General features: G+C 26.8%; 17 protein-coding genes. 6 read left to right on the top strand and 11 right to left on the bottom strand.

Annotation, left to right across the window (positions count from 1 at the left end):
• Positions 1-2: 2 nt before the first annotated feature.
• From KGF48_RS14170 to KGF48_RS14125, 10 genes are all read right to left on the bottom strand, one after another.
• On the bottom strand, positions 3-1,589 hold the full coding sequence (locus tag KGF48_RS14170) for an ATP-binding protein (RefSeq protein ID WP_227868169.1): 1,587 nt from the start codon (positions 1,587-1,589) through the stop codon (positions 3-5).
• 112 nt (positions 1,590-1,701) lie between these two features.
• Positions 1,702-3,681, bottom strand: coding sequence for an FtsX-like permease family protein (locus KGF48_RS14165; RefSeq protein WP_227868168.1), 1,980 nt, complete (start codon positions 3,679-3,681; stop codon positions 1,702-1,704).
• A gap of 25 nt (positions 3,682-3,706) precedes the next feature.
• A complete protein-coding gene (locus KGF48_RS14160; RefSeq protein ID WP_227868167.1) occupies positions 3,707-4,456 on the bottom strand; it encodes an ABC transporter ATP-binding protein in 750 nt (249 codons plus the stop codon).
• Positions 4,457-4,606: 150 nt separating this feature from the next.
• Positions 4,607-6,523 (bottom strand): endonuclease MutS2, encoded by a 1,917-nt coding sequence (locus KGF48_RS14155; RefSeq protein ID WP_227868166.1) that lies wholly within the window; start codon positions 6,521-6,523, stop codon positions 4,607-4,609.
• Between the two features lie 497 nt (positions 6,524-7,020).
• Positions 7,021-8,088, bottom strand: coding sequence for an RNA ligase RtcB family protein (locus KGF48_RS14150; RefSeq protein ID WP_227841209.1), 1,068 nt, complete (start codon positions 8,086-8,088; stop codon positions 7,021-7,023).
• Between the two features lie 251 nt (positions 8,089-8,339).
• Positions 8,340-9,317, bottom strand: coding sequence for a protein kinase domain-containing protein (locus KGF48_RS14145; RefSeq protein ID WP_227868165.1), 978 nt, complete (start codon positions 9,315-9,317; stop codon positions 8,340-8,342).
• 183 nt (positions 9,318-9,500) lie between these two features.
• Positions 9,501-10,760 (bottom strand): VanW family protein, encoded by a 1,260-nt coding sequence (locus KGF48_RS14140; RefSeq protein WP_227841211.1) that lies wholly within the window; start codon positions 10,758-10,760, stop codon positions 9,501-9,503.
• Positions 10,761-11,011: 251 nt separating this feature from the next.
• The gene (locus KGF48_RS14135) at positions 11,012-11,641 is read right to left on the bottom strand and encodes an endonuclease/exonuclease/phosphatase family protein (protein WP_227868164.1); all 630 of its coding nucleotides are present in this window, start codon (positions 11,639-11,641) and stop codon (positions 11,012-11,014) included.
• 192 nt (positions 11,642-11,833) lie between these two features.
• Positions 11,834-11,995, bottom strand: a complete 162-nt coding sequence (locus tag KGF48_RS14130; RefSeq protein ID WP_227434804.1) for a hypothetical protein — start codon at positions 11,993-11,995, stop codon at positions 11,834-11,836.
• A gap of 342 nt (positions 11,996-12,337) precedes the next feature.
• Complete coding sequence (locus KGF48_RS14125; protein WP_227868163.1) at positions 12,338-13,498, bottom strand: DUF819 family protein; 1,161 nt, start codon at positions 13,496-13,498, stop codon at positions 12,338-12,340.
• A 485-nt stretch (positions 13,499-13,983) separates the two neighbouring features.
• On the opposite strand from KGF48_RS14125, the gene KGF48_RS14120 reads away from it, so the two are divergent.
• From KGF48_RS14120 to KGF48_RS14095, 6 genes are all read left to right on the top strand, one after another.
• Positions 13,984-15,024, top strand: a complete 1,041-nt coding sequence (locus KGF48_RS14120; RefSeq protein WP_227868162.1) for a M42 family metallopeptidase — start codon at positions 13,984-13,986, stop codon at positions 15,022-15,024.
• Between the two features lie 379 nt (positions 15,025-15,403).
• Positions 15,404-15,655 carry a TM1266 family iron-only hydrogenase system putative regulator gene (locus tag KGF48_RS14115; protein ID WP_227434807.1) on the top strand — a complete coding sequence of 84 codons (252 nt, stop codon included), beginning with the start codon at positions 15,404-15,406 and terminating at the stop codon, positions 15,653-15,655.
• 14 nt (positions 15,656-15,669) lie between these two features.
• Positions 15,670-16,878: a [FeFe] hydrogenase H-cluster maturation GTPase HydF gene (hydF, locus tag KGF48_RS14110; RefSeq protein ID WP_227829519.1), complete on the top strand. Its 1,209-nt coding sequence runs from the start codon at positions 15,670-15,672 to the stop codon at positions 16,876-16,878.
• A 35-nt stretch (positions 16,879-16,913) separates the two neighbouring features.
• Complete coding sequence (gene hydE / locus KGF48_RS14105; protein ID WP_227829520.1) at positions 16,914-17,999, top strand: [FeFe] hydrogenase H-cluster radical SAM maturase HydE; 1,086 nt, start codon at positions 16,914-16,916, stop codon at positions 17,997-17,999.
• Positions 18,000-19,376, top strand: coding sequence for a [FeFe] hydrogenase H-cluster radical SAM maturase HydG (gene hydG, locus KGF48_RS14100; RefSeq protein ID WP_227840641.1), 1,377 nt, complete (start codon positions 18,000-18,002; stop codon positions 19,374-19,376). It abuts the gene before it with no gap.
• Positions 19,377-19,465: 89 nt separating this feature from the next.
• Positions 19,466-19,900: a hypothetical protein gene (locus tag KGF48_RS14095; RefSeq protein WP_227840642.1), complete on the top strand. Its 435-nt coding sequence runs from the start codon at positions 19,466-19,468 to the stop codon at positions 19,898-19,900.
• Positions 19,901-19,972: 72 nt separating this feature from the next.
• Here the strand turns inward: KGF48_RS14095 and KGF48_RS14090 are convergent, their stop codons facing one another.
• The gene (locus KGF48_RS14090; protein ID WP_227840643.1) at positions 19,973-21,292 is read right to left on the bottom strand and encodes an aminotransferase class III-fold pyridoxal phosphate-dependent enzyme; all 1,320 of its coding nucleotides are present in this window, start codon (positions 21,290-21,292) and stop codon (positions 19,973-19,975) included.
• Positions 21,293-21,524: the final 232 nt, after the last annotated feature.

The raw sequence follows: 21,524 nt of genomic DNA, 5'->3' as shown, positions 1-21,524 counted from the left end.
GGTCATCTATTAATAAAATATTTATAATAGTTCTCTCCTTCCATAGGAATTTTTACACTAATATTCAATCCAGAAGCTGTCTTATCAATATTAAGAACGCCATTTAACCTATGTAATTGTTCTTGAATAGATGATAGCCCATTATTTTGATGTCTTATTAAATCATATTCACTTTCCACTCCTACTCCATTATCTAATACCGAAAGAATTATATCTTTATTTTTTTGAATTAGTGAAATTTCGATTTTAGAACAATTTGAATGTTTAAAAGCATTTGTTACTAACTCTTTTAATATACGGTATATAATAAAATTATATGGCTCAGCCAAAAATATATTATCTTCACATGTAAAACAAATTTCTATATTTTTAGATAAATAATTACCTCTAATCATAACAAACATATTTTCTATATTTTCTTTTAATGTAAGTGTTTTTAATAATATTGGATGATAATTTTGCATTTGGTCACGAATAGATAAATTTAATTTTTCTAATGTACTTACGATTATATATTTGACATCTGGCTTTTCAGATTTTTTCATCATATTTTTAATTGACAGTAAATCTTGTAATATTTCGTCATGTAAATAATTGGAAAAATCCTTTTTAAGTTCTTCCTCATTATATATCTGCATTAGATTATTTATTAAATTACTTTCTTGTACATTAAATTTTTCTACTGAATTTTTATTGCAGATGATATCATCAATATTTGTGCAAATTAAAATAAAATAAAGTAAAGTAAACCAAAATATACAATGTATTATTATAAAACATGTAATTATATTAAGGTCTAATAGTTTTCCAATTCCAACAAAAAATACACTTATTAGAGAAATAAAAATCAATCTTTTTTTACCATTTAGCATAGTAGTTTGTTTTATATCACTCTTATCCTTTATAGCAATATTATGGATACTAAATATGGCTAATGATACAATTAAATACATTCCTAGATTCTCAACATATTCCTGTTTTTTAGCAAAAACTATAGCATATACAAGAAATATAAATAATAAAATAGCTGAATATATAAAATTTCTTTTCTCACACTTTAAAACAAGTATCACAGTCTTTTTATATAAGATGATTAAGAATATAAAGCTTATAAAACTTATAATTATTTGTAATAAATAAAGTAGTGCAAACAGATGATTATCAATAAATTTTGAAACGACTGTCAAAACACACATAAGTTTCAATATAAATTCTAAGCTTTTCTGGTAGTTGTATTTGTAATCTTGAAAGAAAAATACAAATAAGAATCTTACACTTTCAAAAACAATAATGGGACTTAGAAAAAAAATTAATTCAGAAGATATTTTATTGTTATCAAGTAAAAATAAAAAGTACCAAGAAATCAAAACAAGCAAGTTTGTAAATTGTACAAGCACTCTATTTTGTTTCAAATTAATTAATTCAATGTACATTATATCAACAACTATAATAGATACAAGTAAAAGAGTGAAAATGGAAATACTTTTAATATTTTTATCATTAAAAAATTCATAAATTAGAAATAATACTATCAATAATTGATTTATTAATATAAAAATCTTTCTTTTATTATAATTGCCTTTGAACATATTAACTCCTTTCTGATAATTAATTATATGATAACATTACATAACTTGTAAATTAATTTATACATACGATGCTTATCTTCTATCTTCCAAATATTTTATAAAATTTTTAATACTATTTTTTAAGTACTATTTTATAACAAGAATACTTGGTCAAGACATAATATCCTACATATACGAGTGTAAATATTACAATTGCAAATACTATTGGAATTATTACAGGTGTATTACTTCCTAATATATTATCTATTAAAGCAGACTTGTAAGCAATTAATCCAAAGATACTATGTAACATCCCTAATATATATGGTATAGAAAAAAACACTAAAATCTGATTCTTAATTATTTTCTTTATATTTTTTTGACTATATCCTATTTTACTCAATATATTAAAACTGTTTCTATCATAAATGGCATTAGAAATACTGTGAAAATACAACATACTTCCTGTAGCAATAAAAAATATAACAGAAAGAAAGCTAATCAATAAAAAAGTCGAACTACTCTCATGCACAATTTCAAATTTTCTTTGGTAAGCACTTATAAAATATGGATTATCCTTTAATAAATTTTTAAGTTTTTCATAAATTTCTTTATTATCTCTCATACCTTTTCCATCAATACTTATGATAGAATTTCTTGATAGATTATTATATCTAGATATTCCATTGTATAATTTATCTGACACTATTAATGTCCCAATACTATTAGAGAAACTAATTGGATTATTCAATGTAGTATCTTTTATAACTACATCTACTTTTTTATCTGAATATAAATCTAAATTAAGGATTTTCCCTTTGTCCACATTTTTTTTACTTGGTCTATATTTTACTAATATACTTTCATTATAATCTAGAGGTTTAAAATCAAGTTTTTTCCCTTGTTGTTTAATTAATTCTATATAATCAGACTCTGATATACAATCAAATCCAGAGATTCTTCCTTTATCTTTGCCAATAGAATACTCAATCGGTAAATTCTTTGATGAAGAATTTACCTTTATAATATTTGTTTCATTGTATTTAAAATTTTCTACTAGTTCATAATCTCTTACAGCATTAATAATTTTATCAACATTAATTTTTTCTTCTACCTTAAATTCGATAGCAGAAGGTACTATACGAGAAACTGCTACTACAGGATAATAAATTGATAAAACAGTAGACGCAAATATACATAATGTTCCTGCTGACAGTAAAGTTAATAAAATTAATGTTTTTGCATTAGAACGTATGGAGTAAATAAACTTAGGAATTGTAATAATCTGTATTTCTCTATAAAAATGATTTTTTTTAGTCTTTAATATTCTAATAATATAAGGTAAAAATGAATTTATAAAAAAAATAGTTCCAACAACTACGCAAAGTAAGGTCAATATAGCAATTGGAGAAAATCCAATACTATACCAAACAGAATCCTTTCCTCTAGTCATATCAAAAGCTAGTACATATCCTAATACAAGCATAAAAATACCTATAAAAGCTATCAAAGGTCTTATTCTAATCTGTTTTTCTTCATTTTGCTCTATTTTTACTAAATTAAGAAGAGAATTTCTTCGAATCAATTTCCAATTTGAAAAATATAGTACAAGTAATATAACAATTAAAAATAATAGACTAGAAATAATAGCATTTTTATTAAAAAAGGGTATCTTTGAACTATCTATATTTAAATTTAATGAATACACTATTATATATATAATAAACTTATGTAATAATGAGCCAGTTAAAATACCTATAATAAAAGCAATTATACAAATAAATACATTTTCTATCATAACTAATTTTAATATATTTGATTTTCTATATCCCATCAAGGTGTATATGCCAAGCTCTCTCATTCTACGTCTTATAAAAAATCTATTTGAGTAAAGCATATAGAACAATACAAATGAAATTATAAAAATTGAAATAGTTTTTGTCATAGTTTCGACTCTTCCATCAGATGAAATTTTATTCATTATAATATCATTCATAGAAAAAGATACAAAACTAAAAAATATCATGAGTATAAAAGCTACAGAAAACAAATACAATGAATAAAACGAAAAGTTTTTCTTAAGATTCTTTTTAGCAATGTTATATATATTCATTTTTATTACCTCCTTTTAATGTATATTAATATATTTCTTCTAGTTTGGTGGTCTTACTAACTATAGCTTCAAAGAAATCTTTATGATTTTTTTCATTTTTTTGAAGTTCATCTATAATTTTACCATCTCTAAAAATCAAAATTCTATTACAAAAACTAGCTACATAAGCATCATGCGTTACCATCAATATAGTAGTTTTTAATTCTCGATTTACATCACTTAGTGTTTTTAGTAACTCATTTGCTGATACTGAGTCAAGTGCTCCAGTTGGTTCATCTGCAAGTATTATAGATGTTTTTTTTATAATCGCTCTTGCTGCAGCAACCCTTTGACATTGACCACCAGATAACTCATTTGGATACTTATACAAAATTGAATCTATTCCAAATCGTTTTGTCAATAACTTGATAGAATCTTCAATTTCACTTGGTTGCATATGTTTTAAAGTAAGTGGTACAGCTATATTTTCAAAAACATTCAAACTGTCAATCAAAAAGTATTCTTGAAATATAAATCCAATATTATCCTTTATAAAATCCGCAGTAGAGTTATTATTTAATTCTTTTAAATTTACACCATTAATTACTATCTCACCACTACTTACACTATCTATTGTAGATAATACGTTTAGTAAAGTTGTTTTTCCAGAACCTGACGCCCCCATAATTCCAACAAATTCACCACAATTCACCTCAAATGAAACATGATTCAAACTTGGCTTTTTATTTTTACTATAAGTCTTTGTTACATCTTTTACTGATAATAGAACATCCATATTTATACCTCCTTTAATATTATTTCATCTATGTTTAAAGTATAAATTTTTACACACAAAAAAACATGAGTAAAATACGCAAAAATAATCGCATTTATTACTCATGTTTTGTAAAATAATTATTTACATTTTAAATAGTCATTTGTGTTTTTATATTTGTTTTCTATTTTCTCTAATTTCTTTTTGAATCTGTTTAAAAGCTTTTTTTGAACCTCTCTGAATGTCTTTTTCCAATTTTCTATCTTTAAAACTAGTAAACAATGAATTTAAATCATATCCTTCAGGATATAACTCTTCTGCTTTTATACTAAGTTCTAATCTTTTTACATTTACTAATACAAAATTGTCTTTAAATAATACTTCTACATTATTAAACTTATCTCTAGGTTTATACACAACTCCAAAGTCATTTTCATCCAATAATTTTACTTTATCACCTGTATCATACTCTGTATAATGGGAAATAAATTCAATATTATCTTTATTTTCAGTATTGGATTGTAATTTACTTCTCTTAACTAAATCTAAATTGTAGTTTCTATCAGTTATATATTCTTTAGCTCTACTTAATACCTTATTTTTTATTCCCATTTTTTTAGAAATAAAAAGAGCATTACTATCCTCAGATTTTCCTATTGTTAACTTATATAATGGTTCTAAAGTTTCTTTATCAAACATCATACCTGCATTTTCAAATTCTGGATGCAAGTTAGCAAACTTTTTTATCTCGCCATAATGAGTTGATGCTATTGTTATACATCCCATACTATAAAACTCTTCTAGCAATGATATCGCTAGTCCTGCTCCTTCATTAGGTTCAGTTCCACTACCTATCTCATCAAATAAAACAAGTGTAGAATTATTTGATGAGTTCATAATTTCTGCAATATTTTTTATGTGTGATGAAAAAGTACTTAGAGCATTTTCAATACTTTGATTATCTCCTATATCTACAAATACTTTTTCAAATACACTTAGTTCACTGTCTTCTTTAGCAGAAATATCAAGTCCACATTGAACCATCAAAGTTAATAGACCAACAGTCTTAAGAGTTACAGTTTTTCCACCTGCATTAGGTCCTGTTATTACAAGACTTCTATAATTTTTACCTATTTCAAAATCTAAAGGTACTACATCTCCTGTTAAAAGTGGGTGCTTACCTTTGATTATTTTTATATATCCATTGTTGTTTATTTTTGGAGTAATACCATTTATTTTTTGGCTATATTTAGCTTTTGCAAATACCATATCATATTCAGAAAGTATTTCTATATTTAACTTTATCTGAATTATTTTATCAAATATAAGCTCTGTTAAATAAGATAATATCTTGTATTCTTCAATAGTCTCATCGGCTTTTAACATAGTCAATTCTGTACTTAAATTTGACACACTTATTGGTTCAACGAATACAGTATTTCCTTTTGATGAAGTATCTAATATAGTACCATCAACTTCATTTTTATAAGAAGATTTAATCGGTATTACATATCTATCATTTCTTTTACTTATTATAAACTCTTGTATATACTTTTTGTTTATACTTGATGTTATAAACTTATTTAATCTATCTTTTATTTTTCCTTCTGTAATTTCTATATTTCTTCTTACTTTTTTTAATTCTTTACTTGCATTAGAATCAACTTTATTTGATTTTATGCAGTAGTTTATCTCTTCCTCTATGTTTTTACATTCTGTTATATTTAAAGCATAAGAACTTAATGTAGGCGAATAAAATTCTTTGTCTAACATAAAAGCTTTCATCTTCCTACAACCTCTTAAAAAATCCTCTATATTTACAAGTTCAATAGGTTCTATTATCATTCCTTTTTCAATTTTATCTATTGTAGAACCTGCATTAAACAATCCTTCAAGTGGTATATGATTACTGTTTTCAATTATTTTTCTAGCTTCTTTATTTTCTTTTAATTTTCTTCTTACTACTTCAATATTTCCACTAGGAGTTAATTTGTCTATTAGATTTCTTCCAAGTGAACTTACACAATGTATTTTTATTAATTCTTTAACTTCATTTAATTGTAGTCTTTCAATTGTATTACTATTCATTATTTTACTTTCTCCTTTATTTATAAGTCATGAATTTTAAATAACTATCTCACTTACTTTTATAATAATTATTTGTAATCGACTTAATAAATAAGGAATTATTATGCATTAAACTCCTTATTTATTAAGAAGTCTAACCCCGGACTCACTAATGTTAGTATTTTTTTTCATAAAACACTGCTCCTTTTCTATTTTCAATTAACTATTTTAGTCACTTTAACATTATTTCATAAATTATATCCTAGTGTCAATATAAATAAATTTATTTATCTTTTAACATAATAAAAAACCCTATAATGCTCACTATTAAAACAAAAATAATGCTTATTCTTTCATTTATATCCATAATTTCTTATAGAGTCTAATTTTATAAAGATTACACATCATAGAGTTCATCTCTTTAAATTATCATACCTAAAAAAATATAAAAAAACAGCTGATAGTATCAAAACATTCTTATATGCTTTAACAAAATCAGCTATTTTTAATTTTTAAAATTACCCTTTATAAGTAATTAGTGGTTTCATAGTTGCCACTACTTGAATAAGTTTATATTCTATCAAACTTTCAATAATTTGTTCTATATTTTTATATGCTTCTGGAGCTTCTTGAAATAATAAATTTATATCATTACATAGAATATAGCTTTTAAATTTAGTTTGTTTTATAGTGTCTTTATTATACTTGTTTTTAAGACGAGATTTACAAATTGAACGAGACCATTTTCTACCAGCTCCATGTGATAGAGAATATAAAGACTGTTCTGTATTTTCAGTAGGCATAACTATATATGATAGACTTCCTCTTGAACCAGGTATAATTACAGCTCCTCTTTCACTTGAAATAGCACCTTTTCTATGTATGAATTTATCTTCCCTTTTTTCTATAAAATTATGATTTATAGATAATATTTTTTCAATATTTCCAGATATACCTATTGATTGCATAATTTTTTTGCTAACAATTTCACGATTGCGCTCTGACCAGATTAAAGCTTTATCATGATTTATCATATAATCTCTTTCTTTTTCACTTCCAACTTCAATACCATTTTTATTGTAGAATTTTTTAAGTATAGTTTCTCCATAATTTCTTGACCCACAATGAACTAACATCATTATGTCATCAGATGAAAATCTTAATTGCTCAAATTTTTCTTTATTGTGAATTTCATTTACACATTGAAATTCTATAAAATGATTTCCACTTCCAATAGTTCCCAAATTTGATATTGGACATTCCTCTTCATGTGGATTCATTATTTTTATATCAGATAAATCTTTAATTTCAGAAAGACGTTTAATCCATCTATTTTTTTTAAATTTCTTTTTGGAGATTCCAGTTTTAAATAAAGTCATTCCACAACCTATATCATTTCCAATTATATGTGGATAGATAATACCTTCAGTTTCAACTGCTAGACCCACAGGTATTTTACCTGCATGTAAATCAGGCAATCCTACTATTCTTAAAATTCCATTTAATTTTGAAATATCTTCAAGTTGTCTCTTTGCTATATCTTCAATCCAACACTTGTTATTTGCTATTACTTTTATTTCACTCATACTTTGCTCCTTTTTAATATACTCCTGCCTTTAAAAAGTAGCAAAAAGCTGTGACTTTTAGCCACAGCTTTTTTATTTTTAAACTACAAAAGCAGGTGGCTATTTGTTAAAATACTCTTAAATGTTTAATACCTCATCATTTTTTGCTAACATAATAACCACTTCCTCTCATAATTAAAACAATACTAAAATTTTAATCTATATGTATATTATTTATAGACATTTATTTTAAAATGTACAATATATAATTTTTATATTATAGAACCTATAATAATCATTGAAATCATAACTATTGCTAAACCAGCAACAACAATTTTTTTATGTAATTTTCTTCTCACTTTACTTTTATCTTCTTTTTTGACCTGAACAATTTTTTTTGGTTCTTCTTCTACTTTATCTTCAACCTCTATATATGCTTTTTCATACATTACCTTGCTAAGGTCAACAATAATATCATTAGCTCTAGTATACTTATTATTTCTACTAAGCAGCCTTTTTATAACATTTATAAGTTCTATATTTCCATTAATTGCTCTTATACTATTCCAGTCTAGTCCTTTATCAATCAATTGTAACATCTTTTCTTCTGAATTTGCTTCTCCAAAAGGTAATTTCTTAAATATAGACTCAAACAAAATAAGACCTGTTGCGAAAAAATCACTCTCTCTATCAGTATAGTTTATACATAGTTGATGTGGACACAAATACTTTCTATTTCCATAGCTTCTTGTATTAACCCCATTATTTGCTCTTGTAATTCCAAAATCACAAATTTTAATATTATATTCTGTATTCACTATTATACTACTTGATTTTAAACTGCCATGATATGAATAATTTCTATGTATCATTTCTAAAGCCTTTAAAACTTGTATCATTATATTTATAATTGCTTCTAGATGAAGATAATTCCCTAGAATTAATTCATCTAGGCCAATACCATCAAAGTCTTCGCTTACAATATAATACAATGTTGTTTCTTCTGTACAATGAATCCCAACATCAATTATTTTTAGTATATAAGGAGAGTTTATTTCATCTAAAGCAGTACTTTCATCAATTAAATTTGATACAAAATCTTCACAAATATAGTTATTGTGTTTTATAACTTTTATCAACACATTTTTTCTGTAAAAAACATCCCTAGCCTTATAGATTTTGTTAATTTCTAAAACGTCATCAGAATTTACTACCTCATACCTATTGCCTATAAAATTCAACCCTGTCACCTCCTCATACATTTTATATAACTAAATCTATTTATAATTATACCAATATATAGGAATATTTTCTATATATTAATGATTCTAATATCAAAACGACAATTAATAAGTCTACTCTGATACAAAAAACAAGAGAGTTCTCAACTCTCTTGTTTTTTGTATCAATTCAATAGTAATCTAAAAAATAATCTATTTTTTCAATTCTTTATAAGAACTATTTGATATATGTTCTCTTTTTATGACTTTCCCACTTAAGTCTTTATACACTCTATATGTAGAATATTTATCTTTTCCAGTGTTTTTTACTTCTATAGATATATTTGGTTTGTCACCAGAATTGCCATATACTATAGATGATACACTTCCTCCACCTGCATAATTTTTAATATATACGGGATGGTTATATGGATTTTTAAATTTTAAATTTAATCCTCCATCACTTACTGTAGCATCTCTACCTCTTGGCACATAAGTAGATGCAGATGAGTGATTTGTAACTTGTGTTATTTCCATACCTGAAAGGAGAGCTGCATTATAAACTGTTGAAGATGTTTGGCAAACTCCTCCACCTGCTGATTGCTCTAATTTCCCATAAACTATAACTGGTGCATCTTTATAACCATTAGCTTTATTGCTAGGCCCTGTAAGCTTATTATATGAAAATTCTTCACCTGGCATTAGTAAAACATCACTAGTTTTTCTTGCTGACAATGCCACATTATATGCTCTACCTGATACAGATTGAGAATATGTTGTTGAATATTGACCTATAACAGAATTCACAGATTTTACTTGTTCTGTCGTTATATCTGGTTTTTGAAGATTTACTTTTAGTTCTAAAGACTTGTGCTCTTTATTTTTTATCATGTTGTATATAGATTCTTTATTTGATGCCAAGTCAAATTCTCTACCTATAACAGACTCTGTGTAATTTAATCCACCACTTCCAACACTAACTGAAGCATTTTTCATTTTAACATTGATACTATCAGCTACTGAAGATACTTGAGCACTAAGTTTTGCCTCATCATATCCAGATTCTATTTTTAGGGCTAGCTTATTTATTCTTATATCGATATATTTCTTTAAGTTTTGAAAGTAAGAACCTTTTTTTGTACTCTCATAAGCATTTTTTACAACTTCTTCTGTGTTATATTTTAAATCAATATCATTTGGAGATATTTTATAATCTTTTCCATCATAAGTAAGATTCAGGTCTTCTGGAGTATACTTATCTGTTATAGCTTTTAATGCTTCTTCTTTGGTCATATCAGATACATTTATATCTTCTATATATACATTTTTAGCTATTTTCCCATTATATAGAAATTTGTTGTTAAAAAAATAAGTAGACACACCTATTGCTACAGCTAAAACTGCTAATACTATTATGAAAGTTCGTTTTTTTTCTTTTCCTAGTTTTGAAACCCTTGTTGTACTTCTGCTCATAAATTCACCTCATTTTAACACTAACTTAATTTATCTTAATTTTGCTTATTAAAGTTTCCCTTTCAAAACTACTTTAGATTATATTTGAATAGCTTTTTTTAAACAAGGCATTTAAGCAAATGTAACTTTATTGTAAATTTATGTCTTATAATTAGATTTCTTTTTGACACTTTTTAATTATATTTTTTTAATTATACCTTAATAAAAAATTTACCCCTTATTTACGAATATTGATTAATCTACATTAAAAATTAAATATATCCTATTACTGGATAATGGTCTGATAAATAAATATTTTCTACTATATATCCTTTTAGTTCAGTTTTTCTATCAGCAAAAATATAATCTATCCTAGAATTTGACTTTTCAAAGGTTGCTAAGTGAGATTTATTTAGACAAACAGCCATATCATTAAACATATCTAAAGAGATATTTTTTTCATTGAAATCACCACATAAAACAACAGCTCCTACTAATCTATTTCTATAGTCTATTATTTCATCTAGTTGCTTTGTCCTCTCTTCTCTATCTAAACCTAAGTGTGTGTTTATAATATTTATAATTCTTCCATAATCATCTATGGTTATACAAAGCGCTCCTCGCTGTTCTTTTTTACTAGTTAAAAAAAAATGATTATTGTTTAATATTTTTAATTTTGTAAATGTACAAATTCCATATATCATATTTACCTTTTTTACATTTGTGGCAAATACACCATCCATATTTAAAACAGCCTTTAAAGCTAAAAATTGAGGGTATAGTACTTCCTGCAAACAAATCACATCACAATTTAATTGTTTTAAATACATTCCCATTTTAGATAATGTCAATTTATTATTTGAATCCATACCTTTATGAATATTGTAGGTTACTATTTTCATTAATATCACCTCTTATGCAGTATTATGCCCTTGAGATTTAAACTCATTTATTTTTTAGTCTATAAAACACTGTACTGCTTTCTAAAAGTCAAGTAATCACAGATTTTATCACAAAAAACCTAACTTAAGTATTTATATTCTACATAAGTTAGGTTTTACAAAATTTTATAGTATTTATAATTTTATGCATTTTTAATGATGATTCTCCTTTTTTATTTTTTTCAATTTGCCTTCACTTACAACAAATAAAAATCCCATCTTTTTATATATTTCATCTAATTCAATTAAAGTCACTTCACCATTTTTTAAATTTGTTAATGTTATATCTTGTATTTTTCTTGATGGAATTATCATAAGTTATCAACACTCCTTTAAATTCTTTTTATCTTTATATTTAAATATATTTATGCATTGTGATATATATTCATAAATTATTAAAATAATTTCAAAAAACATCCGTTCTGCAAACATTCGTTCTATATATTTATTATACATCATACAAACGTTCGATTCAATATAAAAATTAAATATATATCACTATTGGTAAATTTTACAATATTATTCACTAAATATGTCAAAATAGCCTTTTGAAATAACTTATTTTGTCAAATAAAAAAAGTTATTTCTATAAAAGCGTACACTTAAATTGAAATAACTTTTCTGATATGAATTATTTAGCTTTATACTATAGTTTCATTAAGCTAACATATGTAATATTTGAGTCACTATAAGAGCACAATAAGTTCCTATAACATTTCCTAAAAGCCCCATAAGTACACCTACTGGAATTAATACTGGATTATGAACCCCAGCAATCATTGGTGCTGTAGTTACACCACCTATATTAGCTATACTTCCTACCTCACAAGTAAATAAGTCTAATTTAAATAGTTTTGCAAGTCCTATAAATGAAATGGCATGTACAAGAACTACTACTAATCCAAACATTATGTAAACAGGAGCCTCTGATAGTCCAAAGAAATTTGCTTTACTTCCTGTTGCTGCAAGAAGCAAGTACATAAATACATTTCCCACTAATGTACTTCCTTTAAGTTTTGATATCTTAGTCATACCTAACAGTATTGATACTGTAGATGCAACAAGCACTACCCACATAGTCTCATTAAGTATACCTGAAGTTGGAAGTATCTTAGATACAATCTGTGCAAATGCTGCAACTCCAAATCCAACAGACAATAAAGTCATAAGTTCCACAAATGTAGGTGCTGTATTATCTTTATTTTCTTTCTCAAGCTTTGCTGTAACCTCATCTATAAAACTTGTATCACATTTTGTCCATTTGTTGAATTTAGGGCCAAATTTTACAGACATTAGACAAACAGACATCCATACTGTATATCCTATAGAACCCATAAGTATTGCATAACTAAGCCCTTCTTCTGCAACACCTAGAGCATTAGCTGCTGCAATCATATTTGATGAACCACCTATCCATGACCCAGATGCTGCACCAAGAACTTTCCACGAATCTGCACCCATTGAACCTTTAAAAATTATAAAAGCTATGACAAATCCAAGCATAAATGTCAATGTAGCGCAGAAAAATGATAATAACATTTTAGGTCCCATTTTTAATATTTTTCTTAAATCACATTGAATTAATAAGAATACTAACATTAATGGTAGAAAATTTACTGTTATTATATTCTGATATATACCAACTTCTTCATTTTGTGCAAATAAACCAAATGATGCAAGTATAGCAGACCCTAAATAAATTAAAAGCATTGGATTAATAACATCAAATATCTTCCATTTTAATTTATCAACCATGTAAAAAATGCCACCTACAAATACAACTAAAAAACTACAAAATACGAATCCGTTTTCAATCACATTTTACACATCCTCTCTTTTCCTAAGTGATTCAGATTTTTTATAATTCCTAATAAAAATTTTTCTCAGAATAATCCAAATAATTAAAATAAACTTTTTTATATGTATTTAGCTAATTAAATACATATATAACCAACTATTTACATATATTAATAAAGGTTTAAAGATTAATTACTTTAAAAACGAATAATCTGAATTTAAATTTTTTTTCAACAATTATTTTATTACTAAAATCTTTATTTGTAAAGAGAATTAAACTAAATATCTCATTTATTTGTTTTTATTTGTTTATTTGTTTTTTATTTTTTTTTATTATTTATACAATAAAACTATTTTTAACTTAAACCTATATAATATAAATTAATTTTACCTTATATATTATTTTTTTTAATAGATTTAGAATTTTTTCTTTTAAATACAGTTTTCAGAACATTCGTATTTATGTTATAATTTGTATGAATATATATTTTTTAGGAGGAAATAATATGAACTTAAATTTAACTAATACTATAAATTTAATGAAGAAGTATCTTGATATACCAAGTCCAGCTGGATATACTGAAAATGCAGTTTTAGAAAGCAAAAAGGATTTTGAAACTTTAGGTCTTAATACTACTCTTACAAAAAAAGGTGCACTTATAGCTACTCTTCCTGGTGAAGATGATTCAAATCAAATAACAATATCTGCACATATGGATACACTTGGTGCTATGGTAAAAGAAATATCACCAGATGGTACTCTTAAATACCATAAAGTTGGTGGTGGTTGTTGGGCCGCTATAGAGGGTGAAAATTGTACTGTTATAACTAGAAAAGGTAAAAAAATCAGAGGAAGTGTTGTATTTAAATACGCTTCTACTCATATATATGGACAGACAAAAGCTGCATCTGAAAGAAATGAAGAAACAATGATTATTAGACTTGATGAAAAAGTATTTAATAAACAGGATGTTTTGGATTTAGGAATAAGTGTTGGCGATTTTGTATGTCTAGACCATCGTTTTGAAGCTACAGAATCTGGTTTTATAAAATCTAGATATATAGATAACAAATCAGCTGTAGCAATGGTTCTTGAAATAGCTAGATACTTTAAGGAAAACAACTTAACACCTAAACATACCACTAACTTCTATATAAGTAATTATGAGGAAATTGGACATGGCGTCTCTAAAGCTTTACCTGAAAAAACTAGAGAATTTGTAGCAATAGACATAGCACCTACTGGACCAAGTCAAACATCTAGTGAACATGGTGTGACTATAGTTGCAAAAGATAACTTATCTCTATATGATTTTAATTTAAGAAATAAACTTGTAGATGTTGCAGAAGATAATAATTTAGATTATGCTGTCGATGTATTTACTTTTTATGGTTCAGATGCTTCAGAGGCTATTCGTTGGGGAGAAGATGTTCAAATAGCTTGTGTTGGTCCTGGAACAAATAATAGCCACCACTACGAAAGAACTCATATAGAAGCAATTGAAAATACTCTAAAACTTCTTATAAATTATATGCTAAAAAAATAATTAACTATATATTTTATTAAAGTCATTTCTTTGTAAATAACCAATTTTTATTTTTATTTTTATACAAAAATTGGTTTTTCTATAGACTTAATTTCGATTTACTACTATTATATAAGTAACTTCAATTTTCTTTAGTTAATTTTTATATGATTCACACAAATTGTATAAAAATTTTCTTTAGTTAATTGTTGTTAAAATAAATTTTACAAGCTAACCCTACCAGAAAAGAGTTATCTAATCTGTAAGGAAATAGTTTAATATAGCACATTATAATTGTGTAATTAATAACTTTTCTTTTGTAGAAACTTTTCTTTAAAAAGAAAAGTTTTTTGATTTTGGATTTGTTTAAGAACATATTTTCTGAGTTAGGAGGATATTTATGAAAAAGGTTGCGGTTATAAGTGCTATTTTGGAAGAACCAAAAGAATGTCAGCTTAAATTTAATGAAGTTGTATCAACTTTTAAAGGCATTATTAAAGGTAGAATGGGAATTCCTTGTGAAGAAGAGGGTGTCTCAATTGTATGTATAGCAGTTGTTGGCGAAATGGATATTATCAATAGTTTGACTGGTAAATTGGGAAATATACCTCATGTATCTGTAAAAACTAGTATATCAAAAAAAGAAATTTAAGGTGGTGAGTACAAATGAGTCTAAATTCTACTCCACAATCAATAAGAGTACATATAGGTCTCTTTGGCAAAAGAAATGCAGGTAAATCTAGCGTAATAAACGCTATAACAAATCAAAGCGCTGCAATAGTATCAGATATTGCTGGAACTACTACAGACCCAGTATTTAGACCAATGGAAATCCTTCCTATAGGACCTTGTGTTCTTATAGATACTGCTGGTCTTGACGATGTTGGTGAGCTTGGTGAGCTTAGAATAAGCAAATCATTAGATATTTTAGAAAAGACAGACATAGCTTTACTAGTAGTGGATTGCCAAATTGGTGTGTCAAAAGAAGATTTATCACTAATTGAAAAGTTTAATGATAAAAATATACCTCATATTTTAGTACTTAACAAGATTGATACAATTAAAAATCAATCTGAAATTTTAAGCTTAACTAAAAATAAAGTTAAATGTCCAGTTGTTTCTGTCTCATCAACAGATAAAATTGGAATTGAAGATTTAAAAAATGAAATAATAAAGGTTTTGCCTAAAGATAGCAATGAGTTTAAATTGGTATCAGATTTAATTGAGCCAAATGATTTAGTTGTCTTAGTCGTTCCAATAGATAAGGCAGCTCCAAAAGGTAGGCTTATACTTCCTCAACAGCAAGTTATAAGAGATATTTTGGATACTGGAGCAATTTCTATAGTTACAAAAGAAGATAACTTAAAAGAAACTCTATCTAATTTAAGTAAAAAACCTAAGCTTGTTATTACTGACTCTCAAGTATTTCCACAAGTGGATAAAGATACTCCAAAAGATATTCCTCTTACATCTTTTTCTATATTGTTCGCTAGACAAAAAGGAGACCTTAAAGAATTAATTGATGGTGCCTATGCTTTAGAAAATTTAAAAGATGGTGACAAGGTCTTGATGGCTGAAGGTTGTACTCATCATAGACAAACTGATGATATTGGAACAGTTAAAATCCCTAATATGATTAGAAAGAAAACTGGTAAAAATATTACTTTTGAATTTAGTTCTGGAGTATCCTTCACTGAAGATATAACTAAATATGCACTTGTAGTTCATTGTGGAGCTTGTATGATGAATAGAGCTGGAATGTTATCTAGAATAGAAAAGGCAAAATCTTTCAATGTACCTATCGTAAACTATGGTATTTTAATAGCATATACAAAAGGTATTTTGGAAAGATCACTTGAACTTTTCAATTACTAAAAATTTAACTATATTTAATAAATACATATTTAGATATGACTAAAAATAAGATTAAATACTTTATAGATAAACTTTACAGCATTAATTCACTAAGCTTTGATGAACTACTATACTTAATAGAGAATATCGACAATGAAGAATATAACTTTGAACAAAATTTGAGAAACTATCTTTACAAGCAAGCTAGCGATATGAGAAATAAATACTATGGAAATAGAGTCTACTTAAGAGGGCTTATAGAACTTACAAACTACTGCAAAAACAATTGTTACTACTGTGGTATACAATCTTCTAACAAAAATATTACAAGATATCGACTTTCAACGGATGAAATACTTGAATGTTGTGATATAGGTTATAAGATAGGATACAGAACTTTTGTTTTACAAGGTGGTGAAGACACATATTTTACTGATGACAAGATATGTGAGATTGTTTCAAGTATAAAAAATAAATATGAGGATTGCGCTATAACATTATCATTAGGAGAAAAAAGCTATGACTCCTATAAAAAATACTTTTTAAGTGGTGCAGACAGATATCTTTTAAGACATGAAACTGCTACAGACAGCCATTACAAAAAATTACATCCGCCAAACATTGAACTTAGAACTAGAAAAGAATGCCTTAAAAACCTCAAGGAAATTGGTTATCAAGTAGGTGCTGGATTTATGGTTGAGTCACCATTCCAAAGCAATGAGGACCTTGTTCGTGACTTATTATACCTAAAAGAGTTAAATCCTCATATGGTTGGTATAGGACCTTTTATCCCACATCATGATACAATCTTTAAAGATTATAAACATGGTGATTTAGAAAAGACATTACTTATGCTTTCAATTACAAGACTTCTACTTCCAAAAGTCTTATTACCTGCTACAACAGCTCTTGCATCTATAAACCCTAGTGGTAGAAATGCAGGTCTTTTAGCTGGTTGTAATGTAATTATGCCAAACCTTTCTCCTCAAGAATTTAGAAAACAATATTCTCTTTATGATAACAAAGCATTTACTGGTCAAGAAGCTTGTGAATATCACCAGAGTTTAGAGGAAAATATCAAGTCACTAGGACTTAAAGTTGACTACTCTCGTGGTGATAATATTGAATGGAGGCGTTTGTAAATGTTCATAAAACATGAACTTATTAATTCTTTATTAGAGGATGCAAAAAATTCAACTTCTGATGATATTGAGAAAGTGCTTGATAAGGCTGATAGAAGAGAAAAACTTAGCTATAAAGATATAGCTACACTTCTTGAAGTAGAAGATAAAAAACAACTTGATAGATTGTTTAGTATAGCTGGGCAAATAAAAAATGAAATATATGGTAATAGAGTGGTTTTATTTGCCCCTCTCTATGTATCAAACTACTGTGTAAATGAATGTGTTTACTGTGGTTTCAATACATGTAATAAATTTAAAAGAAAAAAACTTACTATGGACGAAGTAAGAGAAGAAGTTAAAATACTGGAAAAAATGGGGCATAAAAGACTTGCTTTAGAAGCTGGTGAAGACCCTAAAAATTGTGATATAAACTATATATTAGACTGCTTAGATGCAATTTATTCAACATATAATGAAAATGGAAATATAAGAAGGGTAAACGTTAACATAGCAGCTACTAGTGTAGATGAATATAAACTATTAAAAGAAAAAGGAATAGGAACTTATATACTATTCCAAGAAACATACCATAAACCAACATTTATAAAGATGCATGGTCAATCTATAAAAAATGACTACTACTACCATTTAACAGCTTTTGATAGAGCTATGGAAGCTGGAGTTGATGATGTTGGTGCTGGAGTTTTATTTGGTTTAGCTGATCCTAAATTTGAAGTTTTGGGCCTTATGATGCATAATGAACATCTGGAAGAAAAATTTGGTGTAGGATTCCATACTATATCTTTTCCTAGATTAAAAAAAGCTGAAGGTATGAACTTAGAAAACTTCCCTCATTTAGTTTCTGATGATATGTTTAAAAAAATTGTAGCTATAACTAGATTAGCAGTTCCTTTTACTGGAATTATAATGTCTACTAGAGAAACTGCCGAAATGAGAAATGAATTACTAAAATATGGTGTATCGCAAGTTAGTGCAGGTTCTCTAACAGGTGTTGGTGGATATAAAGCATATGAGGATGGTGACAATACAGATCAATTCGAGGTTGGAGACCACAGAAGTCCTGTAGAAGTACTTAAGGAACTAATTACTGATGGATATATACCTAGTTACTGTACAGCCTGTTATCGAAAAGGTAGAACTGGGGATAGATTTATGAGTTTAGCTAAGAGTCGTCAAATTCACAACGTCTGCACACCAAATGCACTTACTACATTAAATGAATTTTTAATTGATTATGGTGATGAAGAACTTAAAGTTATGGGTAAAAAACTTATTACTGAAGAAATAGCTAAGATAGAAAGAGAAGACATAAGAAACATTGTATCTAACAATATGACTGCCTTAGAACATGGGGAAAGAGATTTATACTTATAAAATTTTATTCATTGTATATTATTATTGTATATTCTATAGGTTAGTAGTAATATTATCTAAAGGGAAAGTTTAAGGGAGGGAGATTAACATTGAAAGATAACAACAATACCAATAAAACTATTCAATTTGGAGAAAAAAAAGCTAGCCTAGAAAACAATATTCAAAAAAATAAAAATGTCAAACTTGATGATACACACAAAGTCATTCCTTACCCTAAAAATAGAAAAAAGGATGATAAAAAGAAAAATAACAAAAAAAAGAATACAAATATAAACAAACATAAGGTCAATAGAGATAATTATGGGCATTCTTTTTTTAATAACAAATACAAATATAAAAGAAAACCATATGTTATTGCTTTATACACAGTAATTTTTATTCTTTTAGCAATTTTGATTATAACAAAATTGACAGATAGTTCGAGTAAGGGTAACTACTCTCGTAATACTGTTTCTGATACTCACAAAAGTAATACCCAAAACATAACCTTTAATGAATCGACTAATCTTCTTACTTGTGGGTAACTTAAAAGAGTTATCTCATTTCAGAAATTACTTTCTAAAATTGAGATAACTCTTTTTTATTTAATATCTATTTTACCAACCTTGAGTTACTTCATAAACTTCGTCACCAATTCTACCATTTAAATAATCATCTATTGCAGAATCTATAATACTCATTGCTTTATCTACTTGCTCCTTAGTTATTACTAGAGGTGGTTGTACTCTTAAAGTAGATTGTCCTAAGAATATCATTATCAATCCAGTTTGTATACATCTATAGCATATCTTAGCTGTAGCATCTGGATGTTTTTCAGTAGAACCTTTTCCTTTAACTATATCAACTCCTATAGATAAACCTAAGCCTCTTATTTCTCCAATTATATCGTATTTTTCTTTTAGTTTTTCAAATCCTGCTTTAATATAATCTCCCATTTCTATACTCTTTTGAAGTAAGTTTTCTCTTTCAATTATTTCTATAGATTTTAAAGCAGCTACACATACTGTTGTATTTCCAGCTAAAGTAAATAGATGTGCTGGTGCATCAAGACTTTGCATTATTTCTGTTCTTCCAACAACTGCTCCTAGAGGTAATCCTCCACCAACAGATTTTCCAAGAACTATAAGGTCTGCTTCAATACCAAAATTTTCTATACCAAACCATTTACCTGTTCTTCCCATACCTTGTTGTATTTCATCACTTATAAGTAGTATTCCATTTTCTTTACATATTTTACTTAATCCTTGAATCCATTCTACTGGAGGCACTATTATCCCTGCATCTCCTGCAATTGGTTCTATAAATATTGCAGCTACTTCTTCTACTGGTAAGTAGTGTGCAAAAGCATATTCCATTTCATCTAAACATTCTTTAGCAGTTCTATTTTTATCTGGATAATGGAAGTGATAAACTTCTGGTAATAATGGACCCATTTTTCTTCTCATATTTGTACTTAATGCAGATATAGATATAGCTCCATAAGTACTTCCATGATATGACTCACACATAGATATTATTTTTGTTCTTCCAGTATATCCTCTTGCTAATTTTATAGCAGCATCTATGCAAGCAGAGCCTGTTGCGCTGTATAATACTTTCTTATCATTATCTCCAGGGGCTATTTCCACAAGCTTTTCAGCTAATTTTACAGGAGGATCACTATGGAAATATGCAAGTGTATATTGTGTGATATCATCCATTTGTTCTTTAACTGCTTGTGAGATTTCCTTATTTCCATGACCTACATTTGCAGAGCCTGCACTTGCTAAAAAGTCTACATACTCATTACCTTCATAATCATATAACATCGCACCTTCACCTGATTTAAATGCTACTGGATAATAAGGTATTTTTTGAGTTTTAGCAACATATTTTTTTTCTTCTGTACTTATCATTTGACTAGTTATCTCGCTCATTGGCAAATCATTCCCCTCTTTAAGTAAATTTATATTTTTAGAATTATTGCAATTTGTAAAGATATTTTTATATAAAATTCTTTATATACTAATGTTAGTATTTTTGACACAAATTGTCAATATATGTTTTTATAATTTTCAAAATATTTGTTATTCAGAGATAATATATTTTGTTTTCAGCAAATCAACTCTATTTCTCCAAAAAATAAAGAACTCTATTCTATTATAATAG

It is taken from the genome of Clostridioides sp. ZZV15-6388 (genome assembly GCF_020657755.1).
GTDB lineage: Bacteria > Bacillota > Clostridia > Peptostreptococcales > Peptostreptococcaceae > Clostridioides.
This window is presented reverse-complemented; position numbering and strand designations above follow the sequence as displayed.